The organism is Micromonospora sp. WMMD956, from assembly GCF_029626125.1.
GTDB lineage: Bacteria > Actinomycetota > Actinomycetes > Mycobacteriales > Micromonosporaceae > Micromonospora > Micromonospora carbonacea.
In genome coordinates, this window is sequence record NZ_JARUBI010000005.1 from 5,176,505 (window position 1) to 5,199,120 (window position 22,616).

The window sequence follows — 22,616 nt, forward strand, 5'->3', positions numbered from 1 at the left end:
GGCAGTGGTTCGCCGGCACGGGGGCGCGGCGGGTGGACCTGCCGACGTATGCGTTCCAGCACCAGCGGTTCTGGCCCGAAGCTCTGCCGCGCCCCCGCAAGGACACCGACGGTGGCGGGGACGCCGAGTTCTGGGCCGCCGTCGAACGCGGCGACCTGACCGCCCTCGCCACCCAACTCGGCGACGACACCGCCCTCGACGCCCTCGCCCCGGCCCTGCCCGCGTTGTCGCAGTGGCGGCAGGCGCGCACCCGCGACACCACGCTCGACGGCTGGTCGTACCGCATCGGGTGGGAGCCCGCGCGGTTCGCCCCGGCGGCCGGGCTGACCGGCCGGTGGCTCGTCGTCACCGTCGGCGGCGGCACCGACGCGGGCGTCGCGAAGACGCTCACCGAGGCCGGCGCGGCCGTCGACACGCTGACCGCCCCGCCGTCCCCCGACCGGGCTGAGCTGGGCGAGCGGCTGCGCCGCACCGGCGTGGACGGCTGGGCGGGCGTGCTGTGCGTGCTGCCCCGGCAGGACGAGGCCCTCCCCGACGCGCCGGGCGTGCCGGCCGGCACGGCGACGCTGCTCGCGCTCGTCCAGGCGCTGACCGACGCGGGCCTGCCCGGCCGGGTGTGGGCGCTCAGCCGCGCCGCCCTGCCGGTCACGGCCGGTGAGCGGGCCGCCGACACCTGGGCGGCGCTCGCCTGGGGCCTCGGCCGCGCCGTTGCCCTGGAACAGCCCGACCGCTGGGGCGGGCTGGTCGACCTGCCCGCCCGCGCCGACCGCAGCACCCGCGCCGCGCTTGTCGCGGTGCTCGCCGACGGCACCCTGGACCAGGTGGCGATCCGTCGCAACGGCGTCTTCGGCCGGCGGCTCGTGCCCGCCGCGCCGCCGGTCGGGTCGGGGTGGCGTCCGTCGGGGACGGTGCTGGTCACCGGTGGTACGGGTGCGTTGGGCCGGCACACCGCCCGGTGGTTGCTGGCCAACGGTGCGGCCGAGGTGGTCCTGGCGTCCCGGCGTGGCCCGGACGCCCCCGGTGCCGCCGAGCTGACCGAGGAGCTGGCCGGGGCGGTGCGGGTCGTCGCCTGCGACGTCACCGACGCCGCCGCCGTCGACGCCCTCGTCGCCGGGCTGCCCGCGCTCACCGCCGTCGTGCACACCGCAGGCGCGGCCGGCGGGGCCGTCCCGGCGCACGAGGTGACCGCCGCCGACCTGTCGGCGACCCTCGCCGGGAAGGTGCTCGGGGCCCTGCACCTGGACGCCGCCTGCCGGGGCCGTGACCTCGACGCGTTCGTCGTGTTCTCGTCCGTCGCCGGCGTCTGGGGCGGCGGCGGCCAGGCCGGCTACGCCGCCGGCAACGCCCTGCTCGACGCCCTCGTCGCCGCCCGCCGGGCCGAGGGGCTGCCCGCCACCGCCCTCGCCTACGGCCCGTGGGCGGCCGAGGGCATGGCCGCCGGGGAAACCGCCGAGGGCCTGCGCCGCCGCGGGTTCACCCCCCTCGACCCCGGGGCCGCCGTCGCGGCGCTGGGCCGCTGGGTCAATGCCGCCGAGCCCGCGCCGGTCGTCGCCGACGTGGACTGGTCCCGGTTCGTCGCCGCGTTCACCGCGGCGCGGCCGAGCCGCCTGTTCGACCGGGTCGCCCCGGCCCCCGCCGTCGAGGCGCAGCGGCCGGAGGCCGACGCCGCCACCAGCGGCCTGCGGGCGCGGCTCGCCGCGCTGCCGGCCACCGGCCAGGAGAACCTGCTGGTCGACCTGGTCCGCGCCGAGGCGGCGGCGGTGCTCGGGCACGACTCCACCGACCAGGTGCCCGCCGGCCGGGCGTTCCGGGAACTCGGCTTCGACAGCCTCGCCGCCGTGCAACTGCGGGACCGGCTGGGCCGGACCACCGGGCTGACCCTGCCGTCGACCGTCGTCTTCGACCACCCGTCGGCGGCGGAACTGGCCCGGTTCCTGCGTACGGAACTGGTGGCCGGCGCGGCCGACGCCGACCCGGCGGTCGGTCTGGTCGCGGCCCGGCCGGCGGCCGACGAGCCCATCGCCATCGTCTCGATGGCCTGCCGCTTCCCCGGCGGGGTGTCGTCGCCGCAGGAGCTGTGGGAGCTGCTGCTCGACGGCGGCGACGCGATCGGGCCGATGCCCACCGACCGGGGCTGGGACCTCGCCGCCCTGTTCGACTCCGACCCGGACCGGGTGGGCACCAGCTACGCCCGCAGCGGCGGCTTCCTCGACGCCGTGGCCGACTTCGACGCCGCGTTCTTCGGCATCAACCCCCGCGAGGCCCTGGCCATGGACCCGCAGCAGCGGCTGCTGCTGCACACCACCTGGGAGACGTTCGAGCGGGCCGGCATCGACCCGCACCGGGTACGCGGCTCCGCCACCGGCGTCTTCATGGGCACCAACGGGCAGGACTACGCGACGCTGCTGCTGGGCGCCCGCTCCGAGGTGGAGGGCTACCAGGCCACCGGCAACGGCGCGTCCGTGGTGTCCGGCCGGCTGGCGTACTCGTTCGGGCTGCACGGGCCGGCGGTCACCGTCGACACGGCGTGCTCGTCGTCGCTGGTCGCGTTGCACCTGGCGGCGCAGGCGCTGCGGTCCGGCGAGTGCGACCTGGCCCTCGCGGGCGGCGTGACCGTCATGTCGACGCCGGGGGCGTTCCTGGAGTTCTCCCGGCAGCGCGGCCTCGCCGCCGATGGGCGGGTCAAGGCGTTCGGCGCGGACGCCGACGGCACCGGCTGGGGCGAGGGCGTCGGCGTCCTGCTCCTGCAACGCCTCTCCGACGCCCGCCGCGACGGCCGCCGGATCCTGGCCGTGGTGGCCGGCAGCGCCGTCAACCAGGACGGCGCGTCCAACGGGCTCACCGCCCCCAACGGGCCCGCTCAGCAGCGGGTCATCCGGCAGGCCCTCGCCAACGCCGGGCTCACCCCGGCCGACGTCGACGCCATCGAGGCGCACGGCACCGGCACCACCCTCGGCGACCCGATCGAGGCGCAGGCGCTGACGGCCGCGTACGGGCCGGACCGGCCCGCCGACCGTCCGCTGTGGCTGGGCTCGGTGAAGTCGAACATCGGGCACACCCAGGCGGCGGCCGGCGCGGCCAGCCTGATCAAGATGGTGCTCGCCCTGCGGCACGGCACGCTGCCGGCGACCCTGCACGCCGACGAGCCGTCCCCGCACGTGGACTGGGCGGCGTCCCCGCTGGCGCTGCTCACCGAGGCCCGCCCGTGGGACGCCGACGGCCGCCCCCGCCGGGCCGGGGTGTCGTCGTTCGGCATCTCCGGCACGAATGCCCACGTGATCCTCGAACAGGCACCGGCGGAGGAACCGGTCGACCCCGCTGCGTCCGTCGAGCCCGCCGGGTCCGCCGGCCTCGCCGGGCGGTCGGCGGCGGGCGGCGCGGCGCTGCCCTGGCCGGTCTCCGCCGCCACGGCCGCCGGGCTGCGCGACCAGGCCGACCGGCTGGCCCGCCGGCTCGCCGCCCCGGCAACCCCGGCCGGCTCCGACCCGGCAACCCCGGGCGAGGGTACGGCCGACGCCGGCACGGTCGCTGTCGGTGCGGCCGAGGCCGGGGCGGTGGCCTGGGCGCTGGCCGAGGGCCGGGCGCACCTGGCCCACCGGGCGACGGTCGTCGCCGCCGACCCGCAGACCCGCCTCGCGGCGCTGCGGGCCCTCGCCGCCGGCAGCACCCATACCGCCCTCGTCGGGCCCGCCCCGACGGCGACGGGCGGCACCGCCGTCCTGTTCTCCGGTCAGGGCGCGCAGCGTGCCGGGATGGGTCGGGAGCTGTACGGGGCGTTCCCGGTGTTCGCCGCCGCGTTGGACGAGGTGTGCACGCACCTGGATCCGCTGCTGCCGCAGCCGCTGAAGTCGGTGTTGTTCGCCGATGCGGGCACCGGCGACGCCGACCTGTTGGACCAGACGGTGTTCACGCAGGCGGGCCTGTTCGCGGTCGAGGTGGCGCTGTTCCGTCTGGTCGAGTCGTTCGGGGTGGTGCCCGACTTCGTGGGCGGCCACTCGGTCGGCGAGATCACGGCCGCGCACGTGGCGGGGGTGTTGTCGCTGGCGGACGCGTGTGCCCTTGTTGCGGCGCGGGGTCGGTTGATGCAGGCGTTGCCGGCCGGGGGCGGGATGCTCGCGGTCAACGCGGCCGAGGCCGAGGTGGCGGAGTCCATCGTCGGTCGCGCCGACGTCGGGATCGCCGCCGTGAACGGCCCGTCGGCCGTGGTCGTCTCCGGCGCTGTCGGGGCCCTCGACGAGATCGAGCGAACCTGGCGGGACCGGGGCGTCCGCACCCGCCGGCTCACGGTCAGCCACGCGTTCCACAGCCCGCTGATGGAGCCGATGCTCGCCGAGTTCCGCGCGACCCTGGAGACGCTCACCTTCGCCGCGCCGCTGGTGCCGGTCGTGTCCAACGTGACGGGGGCGCTCGCCGACGGCGACGACCTGCGCACCGCCGACTACTGGGTGCGGCACGTCCGCGAGGCCGTCCGCTACGCCGACGGGATCGCCGCGCTGCGCGGGGCGGGCGTCGACACGTACCTCGAAATCGGCCCCGCCGCCGTGCTCACCGCGATGAACGCGGAGCTGCTGCCCGACGACGCCACCGCCGTGGCCGCCCTGCGGGCCGGCGTGCCGGAGCCGACCGCGCTGCTCGCCGCCCTCGCCACCCGCTACGCGACCGGCCGGGACCTCGACTGGGCGGCGCTGCTCGCCCCGCTCGCCGGCCCCCGGCCCGCCCCGCGCGACCTGCCGGAGCTGCCCACGTACGCGTTCCAGCCGCAGCGCTACTGGCCCACCCTCACCGCGTCGCCGGCCGGCGGGGCGGACCGGGCCGACGCCGCGTTCTGGCGGGCGGTCACCGACGGCGACCTGGACCGGCTCGGCATCGACACCAGCCAGCCGCTGCGGGACCTCCTGCCGGAGCTGGAGTCGTGGCGACGCCGCCAGCACGAGGACGACACGATCGCCGGCTGGCGCTACCGGGTCACCTGGCGGCCCCAGCGGCTCACCGCCGCCGACCCGGGCACCTGGCTGCTCGTCGCGCCGCCCCGGGAGGCCGCCGACGCGGTCGCCGACGCGCTGCGCGCCGGTGGGGCGGCCGTGCACCTGCTCACCGTGGACCCGGCGGCCGTCGACCGGGACGGCCTCGCCGCCGACCTGGCGCTGGCCTGCGCCACGCACCAGCCGACCGGGCTGCTGTCCCTGCTCGCCCTCGACGAGGCCCCGCACCCCGGGCAGGACGCCCTGCCCGCCGGCCTCGCGGCGAACCTGCTGCTGTTGCAGGCGCACACCGGCCTGCCGGCCGAGGCGCCGCTGCCGCTGTGGCTGGCCACCGCCGGTGCCGTCGCCACCGACGACGCGCCGGCCGCCCGGCCGTGGCAGGCCACCACCTGGGGCCTCGGCCTGGCCGCCGCCCTGGAACACCCCCGGCACGTCGGCGGCCTCGTCGACCTGCCCGGCACGGTCACCGCCGACCTCGCCGCCGCGCTGGTCGCCGCGCTCACCAACACCGAGGGGGAGGACCAGCTCGCCGTCCGCGCCTCGGGCGCGTACGCGCGGCGGCTGGTCCGGGCCACCGACCCGGCCGACGGTACGGGCGGCGGCTGGACGCCGCACGGCACCGTCCTCGTCACCGGCGGGGCGGGCACCGTCGCCGGCCACGCGACGGCCTGGCTGGGCCGGCAGGGCGCGGCCGTGGTGCCCCTGGACCAGCCGGCCGGCGGGAAGCTCACCGACCGGATGGCGCAGCTCGCCGCCGACGGGAGGCCGGTGACGGCGCTGCTGCACGTGCCCGCCGACACCGGCACCGCGCCGCTGGCGGAGCTGACCCTCGCCGGCCTCGCCGCCGACCTCGTCGCCACCGTCGGCGACATCCCCCGCTACGCCGACGAGCTGGAGGGCGCGGCCCTCGGCGCGCTGGTGCTCTGCTCCTCCACCTCCGGGGTGTGGGGCTCCGGCGGAAGGTCCGGCCAGGCTGCCGGCGACGCCCTGCTCCAGGTCCTCGCCGAGAACCGGCGGCGGGCCGGGCTGCCGGTGGCGTCGGTGGCGTTCGGCCCCTGGGCCGACGGGCTCGCCGACGCCGACCTCGACCAGCTCAGCCGCCGCGGCCTGCCCGGCATGGCCCCCGACCTGGCCACCGCCGCGCTGCGGCAGGCCGTCGCCGACGGCGCGCAGGTCGTGGTGGCCGACGTACGGTGGGACCGGTTCGTGCCGGCCATCGCCGCCGTGCGGACCCGCCCGCTGTTCGGGGAGGTCCCCGAGGCCCGGGAGGCGCTGCGCGGCCTGCACAGCGCCGAACCTGCCGACGACGGGGCCGCCGACGCGCTGCGGGAGCGGCTGCGCCCGCTCACCGACGCCGAACGCGACGCCGTGCTCGTCGACCTCGTGGCCGCCCAGGCGGCGGCGGTGCTCGGCCTGCCCGACGCCGGTGACCTCGGCCCGGGGCGGGCGTTCCGGGAGGTCGGCTTCGACTCGATGACCGCCGTGGAGCTGCGCAACCGGCTCCGGGCGGCCACCGGGGCGACCCTGCCGGCCAGCGTCGTCTTCGACTACCCGACGCCGCTGGCCCTGGCCCGCCACCTGCGTACGCTCGTCGTGGCCGACGGGGCGACGGCCACCGAGGGGCTGCTGTCCGAGCTGGAGAAGCTGGACGGGCTGTTCGCCGCCAGCGCGCCCGACCAGCTCACCCGGCAGAAGCTGCTGGTGCAGATGCAGGCGTTCCTGGCCCGCTGGGGCGACGACCGGCCCGCGTCGGTCGATGCGCCCGTGGTGCCGACGCTCGACGCGGCCAGCGACGCCGAGCTGTTCGACTTCATCCACCGGGAGCTGGGCGGCCCCGACGGCACCATGGGTGGAGGCTTCTGAACCGATTCGGGCCGCCTGATGGTGCCGAGATGACGCAGGTCATCGACGGCACCTGGGCAATGCCGCTGGGGTCCAGACGGGCCGGCCCGCCGCATCGGCCATGAACTGTCCGACGGCGTGCCGGCCCTTCCCCATCAGGCCCCGAACGAAGTCACGCGCCCGACAGCGAGGCTCCGGCCTGAGAGGGTGGTTCGGTAGCTTTCGTCCAATATGGGTTTGGGCTGGCATGTGAATGTGAGCCGTGGTCGTAACCGGTAGGTCCGGCCGGCGTTGGGCTGATCATGGGTGAGCGTGCGGCGTATCCGAGTGACCTGACCGATGAGCAGTGGGCGGTGGTGGGTCCGTTCCTGCAGGCGTGGAAGGACCGGCATCCGTCGGTGTCGGGGCATCAGGGTCGCTACGAGCTGCGGGAGATCGTGAATTCGATCTTCTACCAGAACCGGACGGGTTGTCAGTGGGCGTACCTGCCGCACGATCTGCCGCCGAAGTCCGCGACGTATTACTACTTCGCCCAGTGGCGTGACGACGGCACTGACCAGGTGATTCATGATCTGCTGCGGTGTCAGGCGCGGGAGAAGGCCGGCCGTCGGGAGGATCCGACCGCGGTGGTGCTGGACACTCAGTCGATTCGGGCGGCCAACCACGTCCCGGCGGCGACGACCGGCAAGGACGCGGCGAAGAAGGTGCCGGGCCGTAAGCGGGGCCTGGCGGTGGACGCGCTGGGGTTGATCATCGCGGTGGTGGTCACCGCGGCGTCGGTCACCGACAATGCGATCGGTGTGAGGCTGCTGGACAACGTCCTCGCGCACACGCCGACGGTGACCAAGGCGTGGGTCGATGCCGGGTTCAAAGACGACGTGCAGATCCACGGCGCGGTCCGAGGTATCGATGTCGAGCAGGTCCTGCGGTCCGACACGACGGCCGGGTTCGTGCCGGTGAAGCGCCGGTGGGTGGTGGAGCAGACCAACGGCACGTTGATGCTGCACCGCCGTCTGGTCCGCGAGTACGAGAGCCGACCCGCCTCCGCGGTGTCACGCACCTGGTGGGCCTCGACGGCGAACCTCATCCGCCGGTTGACCGGCACCGCCACCACGTCCTGGCGCGACCAACGGTGACGCAGCCGACGCTGCTGGCCCTGCTCACCGAACGCGAGAACGCCGCCGGCCTGGCCGTCGAGCGGCTCCGCGCCCAGATCGCTTCCCTCGACGAGCAGCTCACCGCGGCCGAGACCGAGGTCGCCGAACTCGCCATCACCCGCAAGACGCTCCTGAGCCTGGGCGGCCCACTCGATCCGGCGGCACCTGCTGACCCGACCGTCGCCAGCCCCGCCTACCAACAGATCCTCGCCGTGTTCCACGGCGCCAACGCACCGATGCGCGCCAAGGACATCTGCCAGGCCCTCGCCGCCGGCACCACCGCGAAGGACACCGAGAATCTCCGCGCGAAGCTCAAACGCCTCGTCGCCCGCCAGATCCTCACCGAACCCGAGGCCGGACTGTTCACCCTGGCCCCGCCGACGGCGTCCGCGTAACCCCCACCACCAGGGCCGCTAACGAACCGTCAAACCCGCATCGGACAAAGCCTCCCGAACCACCCTCTGAGATCAGCCAGGCGGAGCCGGACACTCAAGGACCGCGATCGAGTTTCCGGCGTACAGCCCCAGGTGCGGATGCCCGGAGAAGATCTCAACGGCCTCATCGTGCGAGCCCGCCTCCACGACGGCATAGCCGATCATGGCGTCGGTGAAGTCCTCGACCCCCTGTACCGTGACCAGCTTCTTCGCGTTCAACGGAGCACCGGGGTCGACGAGAGCCTTCTCGTTGGCCTGCGCCCATGACGCCCAGGCCTCAAGGAAGTCACTCTGCTGCTGTTCGCTGAGTTCGGCCTTGCCGACCTCATCAGCCGCGCCGTTGAAGAGTGCAAGGAATCTACCCATCCGGGCATGATATCGACACCCTGCTCAAGCCGCCGATCCTTGATCACGATCCCGGCTGGCCGGCGCAGCCCATCCTGACCCGCATGAGGCGACGCTCCGCAGGCGCGCCCGTGACGCCGACGCTCGACGGGGCCAGCGACGCCGAGCTGTTCGGCTTCATCCGCCGGGAGCTGGGCGGCCCCGACGGCAACCTGGGTGGAGCCCTTTGACCGACTCGACGGCCTGGTGAGCCGCCGTTGGCGGCCGGAGTGGGGGAAGACGGGCAGACCCTAGGCCGCCCCTTGCCGGGTGGCCTGGGTTAGGGCTGCGTCCGGCGGGGGGCAACGACTCCAGGATGAAGTTGCCGAACGGTGGCGGTCGTGGGTGGTGGGGATGGCAGGAGCGGGGGCGGGGTGCGTTGTGCGCGGAGCGTCAGGGGTGCTTTGCTTATCGGCAACCGGGCGGTACGGGCGAGGAGGATCTTGAGCGGGCAAGTGAATGAAATCAGCATTGTTGATCTTTAGCGGCCCAGGTCAGGAAGTCTGTTCCCCGCGCACGCGGGGGTGATCCTCGGTGTCGATCAGGGTGACACCGCCGGAATAGCTGTTCCCCGCGCACGCGGGGGTGATCCTGCCGCCGCCGAGCTGCCGATGCTCGCCGAGTCCTGTTCCCCGCGCACGCGGGGGTGATCCCACCACCGGATACACGCCCGGCTGCGACGGCATCTGTTCCCCGCGCACGCGGGGGTGATCCCATCATCAAGCGCAACCAACCGCTTCACTTCCCCTGTTCCCCGCGCATGCGGGGGTGATCCGTCATGGCGACAAGCGGGCGGGTTCGGAACCGACTGTTCCCCGCGCGCTCGGGGGTGATCCCAGTTGGATGGAGTCGGGGTTGGAGTCGTTGGCCTGTTCCCCGCGCACGCGGGGGTGATCCGGTGACCATCACGCCGTGGATGGGGTGCATGCCCTGTTCCCCGCGCACGCGGGGGTGATCCGTTCGGGCCCGAGGCAGACCGGCAGAGGGAAGACTGTTCCCCGCGCACGCGGGGGTGATCCCGCCGCCTGCGCCACCATCTGCGACGACCGGACCTGTTCCCCGCGCACGCGGGGGTGATCCGATGCCGCCGACGTAGCCGGCGAGGCCGACGTCCTGTTCCCCGCGCACGCGGGGGTGATCCCGAGAAGGGCGAGCTGCGGGCGATCGCCGCGGCCTGTTCCCCGCGCACGCGGGGGTGATCCTCGAGCCAGAACGGGCTGGTCGGGTTGGACACGCTGTTCCCCGCGCACGCGGGGGTGATCCCGCTTCTGGACCTCCGGTGGACGCCCGGAAGCGCTGTTCCCCGCGCACGCGGGGGTGATCCGCCGGCGCGGTGGTAGCCGGCGCTGGCTCCGCCCTGTTCCCCGCGCACGCGGGGGTGATCCCGCCCAGCCGCAGCCACCGATCACGACGCCTGCCTGTTCCCCGCGCACGCGGGGGTGATCCCGGGATGGGCTACCGGCTCATCGTCCGCCGGTACTGTTCCCCGCGCACGCGGGGGTGATCCCGAGTGGGTGGGACAGGGGCACAAGCGGAAGCCCTGTTCCCCGCGCACGCGGGGGTGATCCGGTCCACGCAATCATCCGCCGGGGTATCGGCCTCTGTTCCCCGCGCACGCGGGGGTGATCCGCATTCCTCGACCGGGCCGCACTCGCACAAGCCCTGTTCCCCGCGCACGCGGGGGTGATCCCGAGGGCGTTCCCGTGTGGGTGGTGTGGCGTGTCTGTTCCCCGCGCGGCGGGGGTGATCCCGAACAGCAACACCTTGTCATCACTGGCGTTTCCTGGCTGGGCGGTGCTGAACTCCATCCGTTCCGGCTGTTTCCGGCGCACGCGGGGAGAGTGACTCTTCATGGGCCGGCGATGGCGGCGGTGAACTGCGGGGTTTGCTCCCGAAGGGGGCGGTCCTTCATTTGAGCCTTGGCCCGTCCGGCTGCTGTTGTGACTACTTCGTCTCAGCCACGAAGACGCCCTTGCCCTGCTTGCCGTACACCAGGCCGCGATCGTGCAGCAGGCCGAAGGCCCGATTGATCGTCGCGAGCGAGACGTGGTTCTTGTCTGCGAGTTCGGCGGTGGAGGGCAGCTTGTCGTGTGCCTTCAGCTCTCCGGACTTGATCTGCCCGGCGATGCCGTCAGCGATGCGGCGGTACTCAGCCTGCTCGTATGGCACGAGGGGAAGTCTAGGTCGGCAAGGTCCTCACCCACCACAAGATCAGCAATATGTCAAGGTCTGACTTAAGTCAAGCTGTGACGTATGTTGGTTGCGAGATGCGGCCGGCAAGGCGCGGTGTCAACAGCCAGAGACGGAGTCACATGGAGCCGAGCACTGACGCGGTTGGGGACAAGCCCTCCAGCGATATCGGCGGTACCCGCGAGTACCAGCCCAAGCGGAACCTGCTGACCCCTGCCGACGTGCGGTGGCAGGAGTTTCCGTTGACCCGGTTCGGTCGGCGCGGCTTCGACCCGGAGGCGGTCCGTAGGTTCCTGCGCCGGTTGGAGGCCGACCTCGACGCCCTCTACCGGGAACTCGTCGCCGCCCAGGACGAGGCCCGCCGCCACCAGGCAGCCGCAGCGGAACTCCGCGCGCGGCGCTGGCGGCCCGACGCCTCGGCGCGGCGGCCCCGCAACGAGTATCGACGCCCGCCCCTGTGGCCGCCCTACTCGCCCCGCCGGGAGGGCTGCCACCGCCGGCCGGGGGAGGGGCCGGGCGATGACTGACTATCCGGCGCTGCACGGCCCGTCGCGGCCGGACTGGAACTGCCTGGTCTGCGGCGACCCGTGGCCGTGCCTGACCCGTAAGCGCCAGCTCAAGGAGCTGTGCCGGTGCAACGTGCGGACCCTCGTCCGCTACCTGACCTCGTACCTCCCGGACGCCCACGCGGAGATCACCGGCATGAGCAGCGCCGAGATAACCGACCGGATCGTCGGCTGGTGCGCCCGACCGTTGGAGATGTGGGCGGCCGAGGAGGGCACCCGGGCCGCAAACGACCGGGGGTGTCGTCGTGACCAACCGTGAGCTGCCGATCGGACGCCGGGTCGCCCGGCTGCGGACCCGGCGGCGGATGACCCAGCAGATGCTCGCCGACCGGCTCGGCAAGTCGAAGAGCTGGGTCGACAAGGTCGAACGCGGGGTCCGCGCCCTCGACCGGTACACCGTGATCCAGGAACTCGCCGCCGCGCTGCGCGTCGACCCGGTGACGCTGCTCGGCCGCGACGCCCTCCCGTCGCCGGCCGCCCGCGCCGCCGCGCAGGGCGTCGACGGGGTACGCGCCGCCCTCGACCGCTACGACACCGCCCTGACCGGGCCGCGGGCGCGGCGGTCGGCACCGCCGGTCGGCGAGCTGGACCAGCGGGTACGGCACGCCTGGCTGACCTACCAGCACGCCGACTATCCCCAACTGCTGCGGATCCTGCCGGAGCTGCTCGGCGACACCCGACACGCCCACGCCGCCCAGGGCGACGGGGCTGCGGAACCGCTGGTGCAGGCGTACCGGATCACGTCGGCGGTGCTGGTGAAGCTCGGCGTGGGCGACCTCGGCTGGCTGGCCGCCGACCGGGCCGTGTCCGTGGCCGTCGGCGACCCGCTGCTGGTCGCGGCGGCAGCCGTGCCGCTGGGGCAGGCGCTGCGAGCCCTCGGCCGCTCCCGCCCGGCCCTGGCCGTCACGGTCGCCGCCGCGCACCGCATCGCCCCCGAGGCGTGGCGCGCCGGCCCGCCCCCGGACCTGGCGCTGCACGGAACGCTGCTGGTCCAGGCGGCCCTGGCCGCCGCCGGAGCCGGCGACGAACGCGGCGCAGGGGAACTGGTCGACCAGGCGGCCCGGATCGCCGACGAGACAGGCGAGAGCGGCGAGGCCGGCGGGGAGCGCGACCGGCACTGGACCGGGTTCGGCCCCACGGCGGTGCGGATGGCCCGGGTCGCCGCCGCCGTCGAGCTGGGCAACGGCGGCGAGGCGGTGCTCCTGCACGAACGGGTCGTCGGCGCGGAGCACTGGCGGCGGCTGCCCGCCGAGCACCGGGCGGCGTACCTGCTCGACGCCGGCCGCGGGCACCTCGGGGCCGGCGACCCGCTCGCCGCCGGGCGCGCCCTGGTCGACGCGGACCGGACCGCGCCGGCCGAGGTCCGGTTACGGCCGGTGGCCCGTACGCTGCTCACCGACCTGGCGTGCCACGAACCGCTCCCGGCGGACGTGGCCCGGCTCGCCACGGCCCTCGGGGTCGGGTGACGGGCCGGGCAGCCCGTGCCCGGCGCGTCGGGCGGATCGCGAAGCGTGGGGAGCGGGCCGCGAGCCGGCCCGGCGGGTCACTCGTGCCCGACCACCGCGTGCGGGACGTACGGCTCCGCCAGCCTCCGCAGGTCGTCGTCGGAGAGCGTCACGTCCAGGGAGGCCACCGTCTCGTCGAGGTGCTTGACGGAGGTGACCCCGATGACGGGGGCGGTCACGGCCGGCTGCCGCCGCAGCCACGCCAGGGCCACCTGCGCCCGGGTCACGCAGAGTTCGGCGGCGATCTCACCGACCCGCTCCACCACCCGGCGGTCGGCGCTCTCCGTGGCGGCGTAGAGGCTGCGGCCGAAGTCGTCGTGCCGGGCGCGGGTGGTCTCCACCGTCCATTCCCGCGCGAGCTTGCCCCGCGCCAGCGGGCTCCACGGCAGCACCCCGATGCCCTGGTCCGCGCAGAGCGGCAGCATCTCCCGCTCCTCCTCCCGGTACATGAGGTTGTAGTAGTTCTGCATGCTGACGAAGGGCGTCCAGCCGTGCAGCCGCGCGGTGTGCAGCGCCTTGCCGAACTGCCACGCGAACATGGACGACGCGCCGAGGTAGCGGACCTTCCCGGCCTTGACCACGTCGTGCAGGGCCTCCAGCGTCTCCTCGATCGGCGTGCGGTGGTCCCAGCGGTGGACCTGGTAGAGGTCGACGTGGTCCAGGCCCAACCGCCGCAGGCTGTTGTCGACCTCGGTGAGGATGGCCTTGCGGGACAGGCCGGAGCCGTTGGGCCCCGACCGCATGGGCAGGAAGACCTTGGTCGCCACGACCACCTCGTCCCGGCGGGCGAACTGCCGCAGCAGCCGGCCCAGGATCTCCTCGCCGCTGCCGTCGGAGTAGGCGTTCGCCGTGTCGAAGAAGTTGATGCCGTGGTCCAGGGCGCGCCGGACGATGTCGCGGCTGCCGTCCTCGTCGAGGGTCCACGGGTCGCCGCCCCTGGCCGGGTCGCCGAAGCTCATGCCGCCGAGGCAGAGCGGCGACACGTCCAGGCCGGTCGCGCCCAGCTTGACGTACTCCATTCTCATTCCTTTCGGTCGCGGCCGGTGGCGGGGGACGGCCCGCCGCCTCCCGGCCGGTGCAGGCGGACCTGCGTGAGGTCGGGCACGACGAGCCCGGCGGGGAGCCGGTCGGCCGGGAAGGTCGTGGCCAGCGCGATGGTGCGCATGCCGGCCGCCTGCCCGGCCGCCAGGCCCACCGGCGTGTCCTCCACGACCACACAGTCCGCGGGGCGCACCCCCAGCCGGGCCGCGGCGGACAGGTAGCCGTGCGGCGACGGCTTGCCGTCCACCGGGTCGTCGGCGGTGACGGTCACCGCCGGCAGGGGCAGGCCGGCGCAGCCCATCCTGATCGCCATGAGGCGACGCCACGCCGAGGTGACCACCGCCCACCTCCCGGCCGGCAGCGCGTCGAGCAGCGCGGACGCCCCCGGCACCTCGACGATGCCCGTCGTGCAGCCCTCCTCCAGGCGGGTCAGGTGGTCGAGCTCCCGCTCGGTGTCCAGCTCCGGCGCGACGATGCGTACCGTCTCCGCCTGGGGGCGGCCGTGGGCGACCGCCAGCAGCGCGTCGGCGTCGATGCCGTGCCCGGCGCACCAGGTGCGCCACTTCCACTCGACGCAGGCGTGGGAGTCGACCAGCGTGCCGTCCATGTCGAACAGGACGGCGGCGCACCGCAGCCGCACCGGGTCGCCGCCGCCCACGTCGAGCACCAGGTCGGGGGTCCTCACCGGTCCGCGGTCACCACGCGCTGGCCCTTGCCGCGGGCGTCGACCAGTTCGGGATACGCCCGCCAGGGCTGCGCGTACACGTTGCCGGCGCGGTCCTCGCCCCGGGCGAGGAAGATCTGGTGCTTGTGGCCGACCCCCTCGTGGTTGAAGCGTACGGCCGTGCTCATGTAGCGCATGGTGAAGCCGCAGCGGCGGATCGTGCTGCGGTTGACCGCGCTGCTGTGCAGCAGGCCGCCCGAGTGGATGCTGAACTGGTTGGGCCGCAGCGGGATCGGCACCGCCCGGTCCGTGTCGACCGGCATCTTCGACACGTCCAGCTCCCAGGTGAACACGCTCTCCTCGGAGCGCACCTCCCGGTAGGGCCCGTCCGCCTGCTGCCGGTGGCTGCCCGGGATCACCACCATGTTGCCGTTCTCGGCGGTGGACGGGTCGATCGCCAGCCAGATGGTGACGGCCTGCTCCGGCGGGTGGATCGTCTCCCGCCAGAACCACGCGTCCGTGTGCCAGGGCACGCCCTTGCCGTCGCCGGCGGGCTTGCAGAAGAAGTGGGCCGAGAAGAGCGCGATGTCCGGCCCGAGGATGCTCTCGGCGACGTCCAGCACGTCGGGGTCGAGGAGCCAGCGGAACAGCTCCGGGTCGGTGAAGTGGGGGACGTCCATGTCCTCGGGGCGTTCGTCCGCCGGCAGGGCCGCGAGCTTGCGTTCGAAGTGCTCGCGGAGGCCGGCGAAGGCGGCGGGCTTCAGCAGGTCGTCGCCGACGACGTAGCCGTTCGACCTGAAGAACTCCACCTGATCGGGGTCGAGCCGCCCGGTTCCGGTGTCTCGCACGGGGTCACCGCCTTTCACAGTTCGTCGATCATGGTCGCGGTCGAGAGGACCTCCCCGTCGGGAAGGAACTCGGCCCTTACCTTGTCGTGCGCCCGCTTGCCGAGGATCTGCGTGTCCACCTCCCGTCCGACCGCTCGGCGCAGGACCCGGCCGAAGGCCGCCAGGTCCGTCGGATCGTCCACCAGCAGGCCGTCGAGCTGGTCGGTGATCTGCGTCCGGATGCCGCCGACGGCGCTCGCCACCACCACCCGTGACTTCCACATCGCCTCGGTGACCGTCAGGCCGAACCCCTCGGCGAGGCTCTTCTGCACCACCACGTCCGAACCGCGCTGGACCGCGTTGACCAGCAGGGCGTTCTCCGTCAGGTCCGCCATCGGCAGGCAGACCAGCGCCACCCGTGCGCGCTGGCGCGGCGGCAGCGCCCGCCACGCCTCGACGCAGCGGTCGTACCAGACCTGCTGTTCGATGTCGTCGGGGATGGCGGCGGTGTCCGGCCCGACGAGCGCGAGGTAGCCGTCGTCCACGTGGGAGGTGACGCCGGCCAGGACCCCGTGCATGTCCTTGAGGCGGTCCCACCGGGAGACCTGGGTGACGAGGGGCTGACCGGGGCGGGGCCGCTCCTGCGCGATCACCTGGGGCGGTCGCCGGATGCCGACCTCGCCGACCGGCGTGCGCAGCGTCGCCGGGCCGGGCGCCTCGTGCTCCGGATGCAGGCCGCACCGGGCCAGCAGGTGCTCGACGGTGGCGGCGTCGAGCTCGCAGTTCTTCGCGGTGAACGGCGACGTGAACAGCGGCCGGATCCGGACCGGGCGGGCCGCGAAGCGGTCGGGCACGAGCGTGTCCGCGCAGAAGATCAGTTCGCGTACGCCGGTCAGCAGCGGCGTGAGGAAGTCCCAGGCCGCCTCGGACGCCTCGGTCGGCGCGTCGACGCCGACGTAGCAGCGCCAGTAGACCGCGCCGACCCGGTCCAGCAGCGGTTCGGCCAGGCCGGCCGCCTGGTGGTCGTGCAGGACCACGATGTCGCCGGGCCGGACCCGCGACAGCAGGTCGTCGCGGGCCGAGGCCAGCGTCCGCAGGTAGAGCCCCCGCTCGGCAGGCCCGAGGGGACCGCCGTCACCCGGGCTGCCGTAGAGGGCCACCCCGAGCCGCTTGGTGATCGTGAAGAAGTCGGCGTCGCCGTTGATCACCGCCCAGGTCGCCGACACGCCGAGGTCCCGGTAGAGGGGAAGGGCCATCTGGAGGGTCTCGGCGACGCCCCCGCCGGCCCCGGTGGAGTTGACGTGCCAGAGGGTGCCGCCGGCCAGCCGGTCCCGGATCCGGGCGGCCGCCAGCCGCAGCGCGTCGGCGCGGTCCGGGCCGAGCAGCGCCTCCAGTCGGGGGAGCACCGGTCGGGGGTCTGGCTGTTGAATGCTGAGCACCTGCCGCCTCCGTTCTGCCGATCTTCGGGAATGTGCGGGTCATGGAGCGGTCAGCGCCTGCCCGGCCAACCAGGGGAAGAACATGGCGCCGAGGCTCGCCGCGCACAGGCAGACGCCGCTGACCATGCCGGTCATCTCCACCCGGCGGGCGAGCATCGCGAAGGCCGACGGGAAGATCGACGACATGCCGAGCCCGACGGTGACCACGCCGGCGGTCACGACCGCCACCGACGAGGCGTTGTTGACGATGACCGTCACGGCCAGCGCGCAGACCGCCGCGCTCGACGCCACGATCACCGCGGGATGCAGCCGCTGGGCGAACGGCACCCACAGCAGGCGTCCCACCGTGACCGCGACCCAGAACAGCGAGGTGAAGTATGCAGCGGTGGCGGCGTCGTCGGTCAGCCCACGGAGCAGGACGAACGAGGGGAGCCAACCCGAGATGCTGATCTCCGCGCCGACGTAGAGGAACAGCAGGACCGCCACGCCGCCGATCATCAGGTAGTGCCGGCCGCCGCCCCTGCCCCGCTGCTCGGACTCGGGGCGGGGCGCGCGGGTGCGCAGGACCCACAGCGTCAACGCGACCGCGCACCCGCAGACCAGCCAGTAGGCGAGGCGGACGCCGCCGGTCCAGGTGATCGACAGGCCGATCATCAGCGGCATGACCAGCGACCCCGCGCCGAGGAAGAAGTCGGCCGCGTTGATGAACGGGCCCACCTTCGCCCGCCGCACCCACAGCAGGAGCGTGTTGACCGTGACGAAGACGAACGTCTTCGCCAGCCCCAGCGCCCAGAACAGGACCGCGAGCGCGACGGGCCACCGCAGCAGCGGGATCGCGGCGAGGACCACCGCGACGGCGACCAGCCCCACCGCCACCTGCACGTGCGTCCCGATCCGGTTGAGCAGCCGCCCGGCGATGAGGGAGCCGCACACCGAGCCGAAGGCGTCGGCGGTGAACAGGATGGCCAGTGTGCGCAGCGGGGACCCGGTCATGGCCAGGAAGGTCTGCATCGACGGGCCGAGGACCGCCGAGAGCAGGCCGACCAGGCCGTAGCCCAGGAAGTAGGTGACGGTCAGCCGGGTGCTGTCCCGGGCCTCCGCGGTCCGTGGCTGCGTAACGATCACCGGGGTCGCCTCCTCGTCGCTCGGCGTGCGCGCCTGTCGCTCACGGGCAGCCGGCTCAGGATGAGGCGACTCCGGAGGGGAGGCGGGCGAGGCGCTCCGCCACGCGTTGCTTCAACAGGCCGACCAGGATGTGATTGAGTGACAGCATAGCGTCCTCAAAGTGAAAGTTGTTGTTGTTGCTACCGGTCTGTCCCGGGAACCGCGACGACCCGGGCACGACGATGCAGACGTCGGCGAGGGTGCGGCAGCGGCCCCCGTCGCCCTTCGTCATGGCGAACGTCCTGGCGCCCGCCTGCCCGGCGACCTCCAGCGCGCGGACCACGTTCGGCGAGTTGCCGCTGCCGGAGTAGGCCATCACCAGGTCGTCGCGGGTCACCACCGGCTCCAGCGACGCCACGTACATCTCGTCCGGGCCCAGGTCGTTCACCAGGCCGGTCAGCTCCGCCGGCGAGCCGCACAGGTTCACGAACGACAGTCGTTTCACCGACCGCGGCAACGGCCGGGACTTGTCCTCCGAGACGAAGGGGTGGTGCTTGAAGTCGCAGTAGGCGTGGTCGAGGGTCCCCGAGTTGCCGCCGTTGGCCATGGCGTAGACGGTGCCGCCGGCCTCGTAGGTGTCGAACAGCATCTCCGCCAGCGCCGCCACCGACGCGACGGGGAACTGCTCGCAGATCGCGATCTTCTCGGCGAGGTAGAGCCCCACCAGGTCCTCGACGCTCACCGGGCCCGCCCCAGGTGCTCCGCGTCGATCCGCCCGTTTCCCCGGTTGGTGTCGTCGGCCCACCTGATCACGTCGTCCAACTCGGTGGTCGACACCTCGACCGAGGTGTAGTCGGTGTCCGCGATGACGCGGTGCAGGACGTTGGCGTCCGACGTCCAACTCGAACCCGGTCCGTGCCCGGCCCGGGGGATGGCCGCGGCGTCGACCACCGCCCCCGGGTCCGCCGGCGCGGGCGTCCCGTTGAGCACGACCGCCTCGCCGGTGACGACGTAGTTCGTCTCCACCTTGCGCTGGTGCGACTGCAACGACGACTGGTGGCCCGCCGTCATGTGGATCTGCTTCAGCGCGTACGTCGCGCCGGGCAGGTTGTTGGTGTACCAGACCTCGTGGCCCCAGGGCTTCTCCACGAGGTAGTCGTCGATGTCCAGGCAGTCGGTGACCGCCGAGGCCCCGGTGGCCGCGTCCCCGTGGTCCGAGCCGGCCTCGACGACGATCGCCGGCACCGTGCCGACCTGCGTGAACCGGTACACCGCCCCGGGCGGGGCGTGCCATCCCCGCAGCGCGCCGTACTCGCGCGGCGACCCGCTGCCGGAGCGCTGCTCGACCCGCACCCGGCCGGCGACCACCACGAAGCTGCGGTGGCCGTGGGGATGCGACCGGAAGTCCACCGTCTCGCCGGCCCCGAGGCGGTGCTCCACGAACACGTACGGCCGGTCGGCCAGCCCGTCCACCAGGTCCCGGCTGTTGCGTACCTGCTGTTCCAAGACGTTCCTCCTCATCGCGGGGCCGTCGCCAGGTCGGCGTCGGCGAAGCTCGTCAGGTGGTGCACCACGCCGTCGCGGTCCAGCCGGTAACGGGCGTAGAGGTCGCGGGGGTCGCCCGCCTGGCCGTAGTCGGGGACACCCCAGGCGCGGAACGCGACCCGGTGCCCCCGGTCGAGGACGATCCGGGCGATCTCGTCGGCCAGCCCGCCCCGGACGTAGTGGTCCTCGATGACGAACACCCGTCGGTGCGCGTCGACGATGTCGCCCAGCGCCGCGGCGTCGACCGGCAACGAGGAGACGTTCACGACGGTCGGCGTGATGCCCCGCGCGGCCAGGGTGTCCAGCGCGTCCAGGACCACGCCCACCGTGCCGCCCATCGAGAAGACGACGACGTCGCGCCCCGCGTGCAGGACGTCCGGCGCGCCGGGCACGAACCGGTGCCGCGGGTCGTGCACCTCGCGCTGCGGCTGGCGGCAGAGCCGAAGGTAGGCGGGCCGGCGGTGGCCGACGACGTGGCGCATCATCTCCCGGGTCTCCACGCCGTCGACGGGATGCAGGATCTCCACGTTGGGCAGGGTCCGCATCAGCGCGACGTCCCGCAGACCCATCTGGGTGGGCCCGTCCTTGCCGATGGCCAGGCCGGCGTGGGTGCCGACCAGCACGACGCCGGCGTCGTTGAGCCCCACCGACTGGAATATCTCCAGGTACTTCCCGGTCAGGAAGTGCCCGAAGCTCGCGACGAACGGCCGGAAGCCCTCCTGCGCCAGGCCGGCCGCGACGCCCACGGCGTTGGCCTCGGCGATGCCGACCTCGAAGAACCGGTGCGGGAACCGCGCCCGGAAGGCGGCCGTCTTGGTGGCCGAGGCCAGGTCGCAGTTCACCACCACGATGTCCTCGTGCTCGGCCGCGAGGTCGGCCAGGGACTCGCCGAACCAGTCACGGGTGGCTTTCATCGCGCCTCCCCTCCAGGTAGCGCATCGCCGACTCGTACTCCTCCGTGGTGAGGGTCGCGCTGTGTGATCCGTTGAGCGCGATCCTCCCGGGCCCGAGATGCCCCTTGCGGGTGCGCGCGATGACCACGGAGGGCTGCGCCTGGTTGTCGCGGGCGTTGGCCAGGGCGTCCATCAGCGACAGGTGGGAGTGGCCGTTGACGTCCTGGACGTGCCACTCGAAGGCGCGGAACCGCTCGGCCAGCCCGGCCAACGGCATGATCTCGGACAGCAGCCCGTCGTTCTGGCTGCCGTTGTGGTCGACGACCAGCACGACGTTGGCGAGTCGACGCGCGCCGGCCACGGTCACCGCCTCCCAGATCTGGCCCTCCTGCAACTCCCCGTCGCCGGCCAGGCAGTACACGAAGTCGCCCCGGCCCCGCAGCCGCTTGGCCTGGGCCCGCCCGACGGCCACGGAGAGCCCCTGGCCCAGCGCGCCGGTGCTGAGGTCCACGAGGTCCAGCCGGGTGCGGTCCGGGTGCCCCTGCAACCGGCTGTCGATCTGGCGCAGGGTGCCGACCTCCTCGGGTCCCAGGTCGCCGCCGACCATGAGGGAGGCGTACCAGGCCGGGGCCGCGTGGCCCTTGGAGAGGATGAACACGTCGCTTTCGCTGCGGGGCCGCGTCGCGGACCAGTTCATCTGGTCGAATCGCAGCACGCTGATGATGTCGACGCAGGACAGTGACGAACCGACGTGTCCCGAGCCGGCGCGGTAGATCATTTCCAGCACCGCCGCGCGGCTGCGGTCGGCCAGTTGTCCCGTCCGGGCCAGCCGCGTCGGCAGGGGCGACTCCCGCCGGTGGGAGAGCCTGTCGTCCGGCGGTGGCACAGGTGTGGCATAGCTGATGCTGGGCTGCATGCGTGCGCCTTCCTGTCAGGATCCGGCCCGATGGCTGCGGGCAGGTTGATACGCGTGGTGGAGTCGGCCGCCGAGGCGGGCCGACACGGTGACGTTCGGGCATCGCGGAGGAGCGCGCCGAGCGGCGCGGGACGGATCACACACGGGGATCGCGGGCGTCGGCGCGATGGCGCGGTCGCCGGCGGTCGGGCAACTCAGGGTGGGCGGGTGGTTCAGGTGGGCAGGTGCGGGTCGTCGCCGGACGGGCCGTCGCGCCGGGCCCGGCGGTCGTGCCCGGCGGGCCGCGGGGGTCGGCCGCCCGACGGTCGGGAGGGCCCCGCGCCGGTCCGCCCGCCGGCAGCGTGCCGACCGGTCGACATCGCCAACGATTTCTCCAATTCGGGGTAATGCTGCCGCCTCCAATCACATTGCTGGGCTGCCGCGAATCCGTCAAGGGCGAATTCGTTTCGGCGAGCCGCGGTGGGATGTGCAGCGCTGAGTGCGGAATGCGTTGCCACCTCGGCGATCCGGGGTGGACCGAGCGGGTGGGGCGGGACCGGATAACGCCTTTTCTCGCTTTAAACGTGATGTGGGTCACATTATTGTTTCATATTGTGCACTTCGTTCGGGTGCTCTTTCGGCCCGCATTCGCAATGCCTGACGGTGGGAATTGCGGGCCGGATCTGCCCGTGCCGCGTCCCGGCCCCGGCGGCGGCGTCCGCCACCCCGGCCCGCCCAATGCCCCACCCGATGCCGGCGTCGGCCCCCAGGGAGCTCCGCCCGGTGGGGCGCGGAGCGCCACGGCCCGCCGCAAACGAAAAAATGACAAGGGGTGGCCTGACGTTTCCTTACCGCGGGTCGGCGGCCGATTGTTCGACATCGGCGGAACGGCGCGATCGGGGGCGCGCCCGTCCGGCCGCCGCCCGGGCCGGGATCCGGGCGGCCGAAAGTCGACGGCGCTCCGTGGCCGCCCCCCGTCGGTACCGCCCCCGCCCGCGCGCCCGGCGGCCCCCTCGGGGCGGCCCCGGCCCAGCCTGCGGCCGGTCCGAGCCTGGTTCTGGTAGGGGCGACCCTAGGGGCACCGTAGGGGTTGTGACCGCCGCCGGTCGACATTTACCTTCCTCCGGTAAGTAAGACCTGGTGGGCGC

General features: G+C 73.7%; 18 protein-coding genes and 1 CRISPR repeat array (1 of these 19 cut by a window edge). Of the genes, 7 read left to right on the plus strand and 11 right to left on the minus strand.

Translation table 11 applies throughout. From position 1 onward, the window contains the following. From O7628_RS23060 to O7628_RS23070, 3 genes are all read left to right on the plus strand, one after another. Positions 1-6,845: the 3' portion of a type I polyketide synthase gene (locus O7628_RS23060; RefSeq protein WP_278133570.1), read on the plus strand. Its footprint begins 23,185 nt before the window's first position; 6,845 of the gene's 30,030 nt are visible here — the last part of the coding sequence; the start codon falls outside the window, past its left edge; it ends in the stop codon at positions 6,843-6,845. Between the two features lie 281 nt (positions 6,846-7,126). Next, positions 7,127-7,960: an IS5 family transposase gene (locus O7628_RS23065; RefSeq protein WP_278127551.1), complete on the plus strand. Its 834-nt coding sequence runs from the start codon at positions 7,127-7,129 to the stop codon at positions 7,958-7,960. Continuing rightward, positions 7,957-8,376 (plus strand): hypothetical protein, encoded by a 420-nt coding sequence (locus O7628_RS23070; protein ID WP_278127552.1) that lies wholly within the window; start codon positions 7,957-7,959, stop codon positions 8,374-8,376. The genes O7628_RS23065 and O7628_RS23070 overlap by 4 nt, the downstream gene beginning before the upstream one ends. 72 nt (positions 8,377-8,448) lie before the next feature. On the opposite strand, the gene O7628_RS23075 is transcribed toward O7628_RS23070, so the two are convergent. Then, positions 8,449-8,781: a hypothetical protein gene (locus O7628_RS23075; protein WP_278133572.1), complete on the minus strand. Its 333-nt coding sequence runs from the start codon at positions 8,779-8,781 to the stop codon at positions 8,449-8,451. Positions 8,782-8,864: 83 nt separating this feature from the next. Between O7628_RS23075 and O7628_RS23080 the strand changes: the two genes are divergently transcribed. Beyond that, positions 8,865-8,990 carry a hypothetical protein gene (locus O7628_RS23080; RefSeq protein ID WP_278133573.1) on the plus strand — a complete coding sequence of 42 codons (126 nt, stop codon included), beginning with the start codon at positions 8,865-8,867 and terminating at the stop codon, positions 8,988-8,990. A 312-nt stretch (positions 8,991-9,302) separates the two neighbouring features. After that, positions 9,303-10,550: a CRISPR direct-repeat array (repeat unit 28 nt; unit sequence CTGTTCCCCGCGCACGCGGGGGTGATCC). 193 nt (positions 10,551-10,743) lie between these two features. On the opposite strand, the gene O7628_RS23085 is transcribed toward O7628_RS23080, so the two are convergent. Then, positions 10,744-10,968 (minus strand): winged helix-turn-helix domain-containing protein, encoded by a 225-nt coding sequence (locus O7628_RS23085; RefSeq protein ID WP_178064083.1) that lies wholly within the window; start codon positions 10,966-10,968, stop codon positions 10,744-10,746. A gap of 143 nt (positions 10,969-11,111) precedes the next feature. Here O7628_RS23085 and O7628_RS23090 point away from each other — a divergent pair, with 143 nt between their 5' ends. From O7628_RS23090 to O7628_RS23100, 3 genes are read left to right on the plus strand one after another with little or no spacing between them, the layout of a single operon-like run. Next, positions 11,112-11,516: a DivIVA domain-containing protein gene (locus O7628_RS23090; RefSeq protein ID WP_278133575.1), complete on the plus strand. Its 405-nt coding sequence runs from the start codon at positions 11,112-11,114 to the stop codon at positions 11,514-11,516. Next, a complete protein-coding gene (locus tag O7628_RS23095) occupies positions 11,509-11,814 on the plus strand; it encodes a hypothetical protein (protein ID WP_278133577.1) in 306 nt (101 codons plus the stop codon). Before O7628_RS23090 ends, O7628_RS23095 begins: the two co-directional genes overlap by 8 nt. Then, on the plus strand, positions 11,801-13,021 hold the full coding sequence (locus O7628_RS23100) for a helix-turn-helix transcriptional regulator (RefSeq protein ID WP_278133579.1): 1,221 nt from the start codon (positions 11,801-11,803) through the stop codon (positions 13,019-13,021). Before O7628_RS23095 ends, O7628_RS23100 begins: the two co-directional genes overlap by 14 nt. A gap of 77 nt (positions 13,022-13,098) precedes the next feature. Here the strand turns inward: O7628_RS23100 and O7628_RS23105 are convergent, their stop codons facing one another. From O7628_RS23105 to O7628_RS23145, 9 genes are all read right to left on the minus strand, one after another. After that, positions 13,099-14,079: an aldo/keto reductase gene (locus O7628_RS23105; protein WP_278133581.1), complete on the minus strand. Its 981-nt coding sequence runs from the start codon at positions 14,077-14,079 to the stop codon at positions 13,099-13,101. Between the two features lie 2 nt (positions 14,080-14,081). Further along, on the minus strand, positions 14,082-14,786 hold the full coding sequence (locus O7628_RS23110; RefSeq protein WP_278133583.1) for an HAD-IA family hydrolase: 705 nt from the start codon (positions 14,784-14,786) through the stop codon (positions 14,082-14,084). Continuing rightward, positions 14,783-15,613 (minus strand): phytanoyl-CoA dioxygenase family protein, encoded by an 831-nt coding sequence (locus O7628_RS23115; protein WP_074479208.1) that lies wholly within the window; start codon positions 15,611-15,613, stop codon positions 14,783-14,785. The genes O7628_RS23110 and O7628_RS23115 overlap by 4 nt, the downstream gene beginning before the upstream one ends. A 14-nt stretch (positions 15,614-15,627) precedes the next feature. Then, entirely contained in the window at positions 15,628-16,998 is a 1,371-nt protein-coding gene (locus O7628_RS23120; protein WP_278133586.1) for a glycosyltransferase, read from the minus strand. A 72-nt stretch (positions 16,999-17,070) separates the two neighbouring features. Then, a complete protein-coding gene (locus tag O7628_RS23125) occupies positions 17,071-18,156 on the minus strand; it encodes an MFS transporter (protein WP_278133588.1) in 1,086 nt (361 codons plus the stop codon). Positions 18,157-18,211: 55 nt separating this feature from the next. Beyond that, positions 18,212-18,877 carry an SIS domain-containing protein gene (locus O7628_RS23130; RefSeq protein WP_278133590.1) on the minus strand — a complete coding sequence of 222 codons (666 nt, stop codon included), beginning with the start codon at positions 18,875-18,877 and terminating at the stop codon, positions 18,212-18,214. Continuing rightward, the gene (locus O7628_RS23135; protein WP_074479204.1) at positions 18,874-19,641 is read right to left on the minus strand and encodes a hypothetical protein; all 768 of its coding nucleotides are present in this window, start codon (positions 19,639-19,641) and stop codon (positions 18,874-18,876) included. Before O7628_RS23135 ends, O7628_RS23130 begins: the two co-directional genes overlap by 4 nt. A gap of 11 nt (positions 19,642-19,652) precedes the next feature. Continuing rightward, on the minus strand, positions 19,653-20,594 hold the full coding sequence (locus O7628_RS23140) for a transketolase C-terminal domain-containing protein (protein ID WP_278133593.1): 942 nt from the start codon (positions 20,592-20,594) through the stop codon (positions 19,653-19,655). Beyond that, positions 20,578-21,489 (minus strand): transketolase, encoded by a 912-nt coding sequence (locus tag O7628_RS23145; protein WP_083303085.1) that lies wholly within the window; start codon positions 21,487-21,489, stop codon positions 20,578-20,580. Before O7628_RS23145 ends, O7628_RS23140 begins: the two co-directional genes overlap by 17 nt. Between the last annotated feature and the right edge of the window lie 1,127 nt (positions 21,490-22,616).

What these genes read in the sequence shown, in the direction of transcription:
- O7628_RS23065 (WP_278127551.1), top strand. Translation starts at nt 7,127, where the DNA reads ATGGGTGAGCGTGCGGCGTATCCGAGTGACCTGACCGATGAGCAGTGG.
- O7628_RS23075 (WP_278133572.1), bottom strand. Translation starts at nt 8,781, where the DNA reads ATGGGTAGATTCCTTGCACTCTTCAACGGCGCGGCTGATGAGGTCGGC.
- O7628_RS23080 (WP_278133573.1), top strand. Translation starts at nt 8,865, where the DNA reads ATGAGGCGACGCTCCGCAGGCGCGCCCGTGACGCCGACGCTCGACGGG.
- O7628_RS23090 (WP_278133575.1), top strand. Translation starts at nt 11,112, where the DNA reads ATGGAGCCGAGCACTGACGCGGTTGGGGACAAGCCCTCCAGCGATATC.
- O7628_RS23095 (WP_278133577.1), top strand. Translation starts at nt 11,509, where the DNA reads ATGACTGACTATCCGGCGCTGCACGGCCCGTCGCGGCCGGACTGGAAC.
- O7628_RS23105 (WP_278133581.1), bottom strand. Translation starts at nt 14,079, where the DNA reads ATGGAGTACGTCAAGCTGGGCGCGACCGGCCTGGACGTGTCGCCGCTC.
- O7628_RS23140 (WP_278133593.1), bottom strand. Translation starts at nt 20,594, where the DNA reads ATGAAAGCCACCCGTGACTGGTTCGGCGAGTCCCTGGCCGACCTCGCG.
- O7628_RS23145 (WP_083303085.1), bottom strand. Translation starts at nt 21,489, where the DNA reads ATGCAGCCCAGCATCAGCTATGCCACACCTGTGCCACCGCCGGACGAC.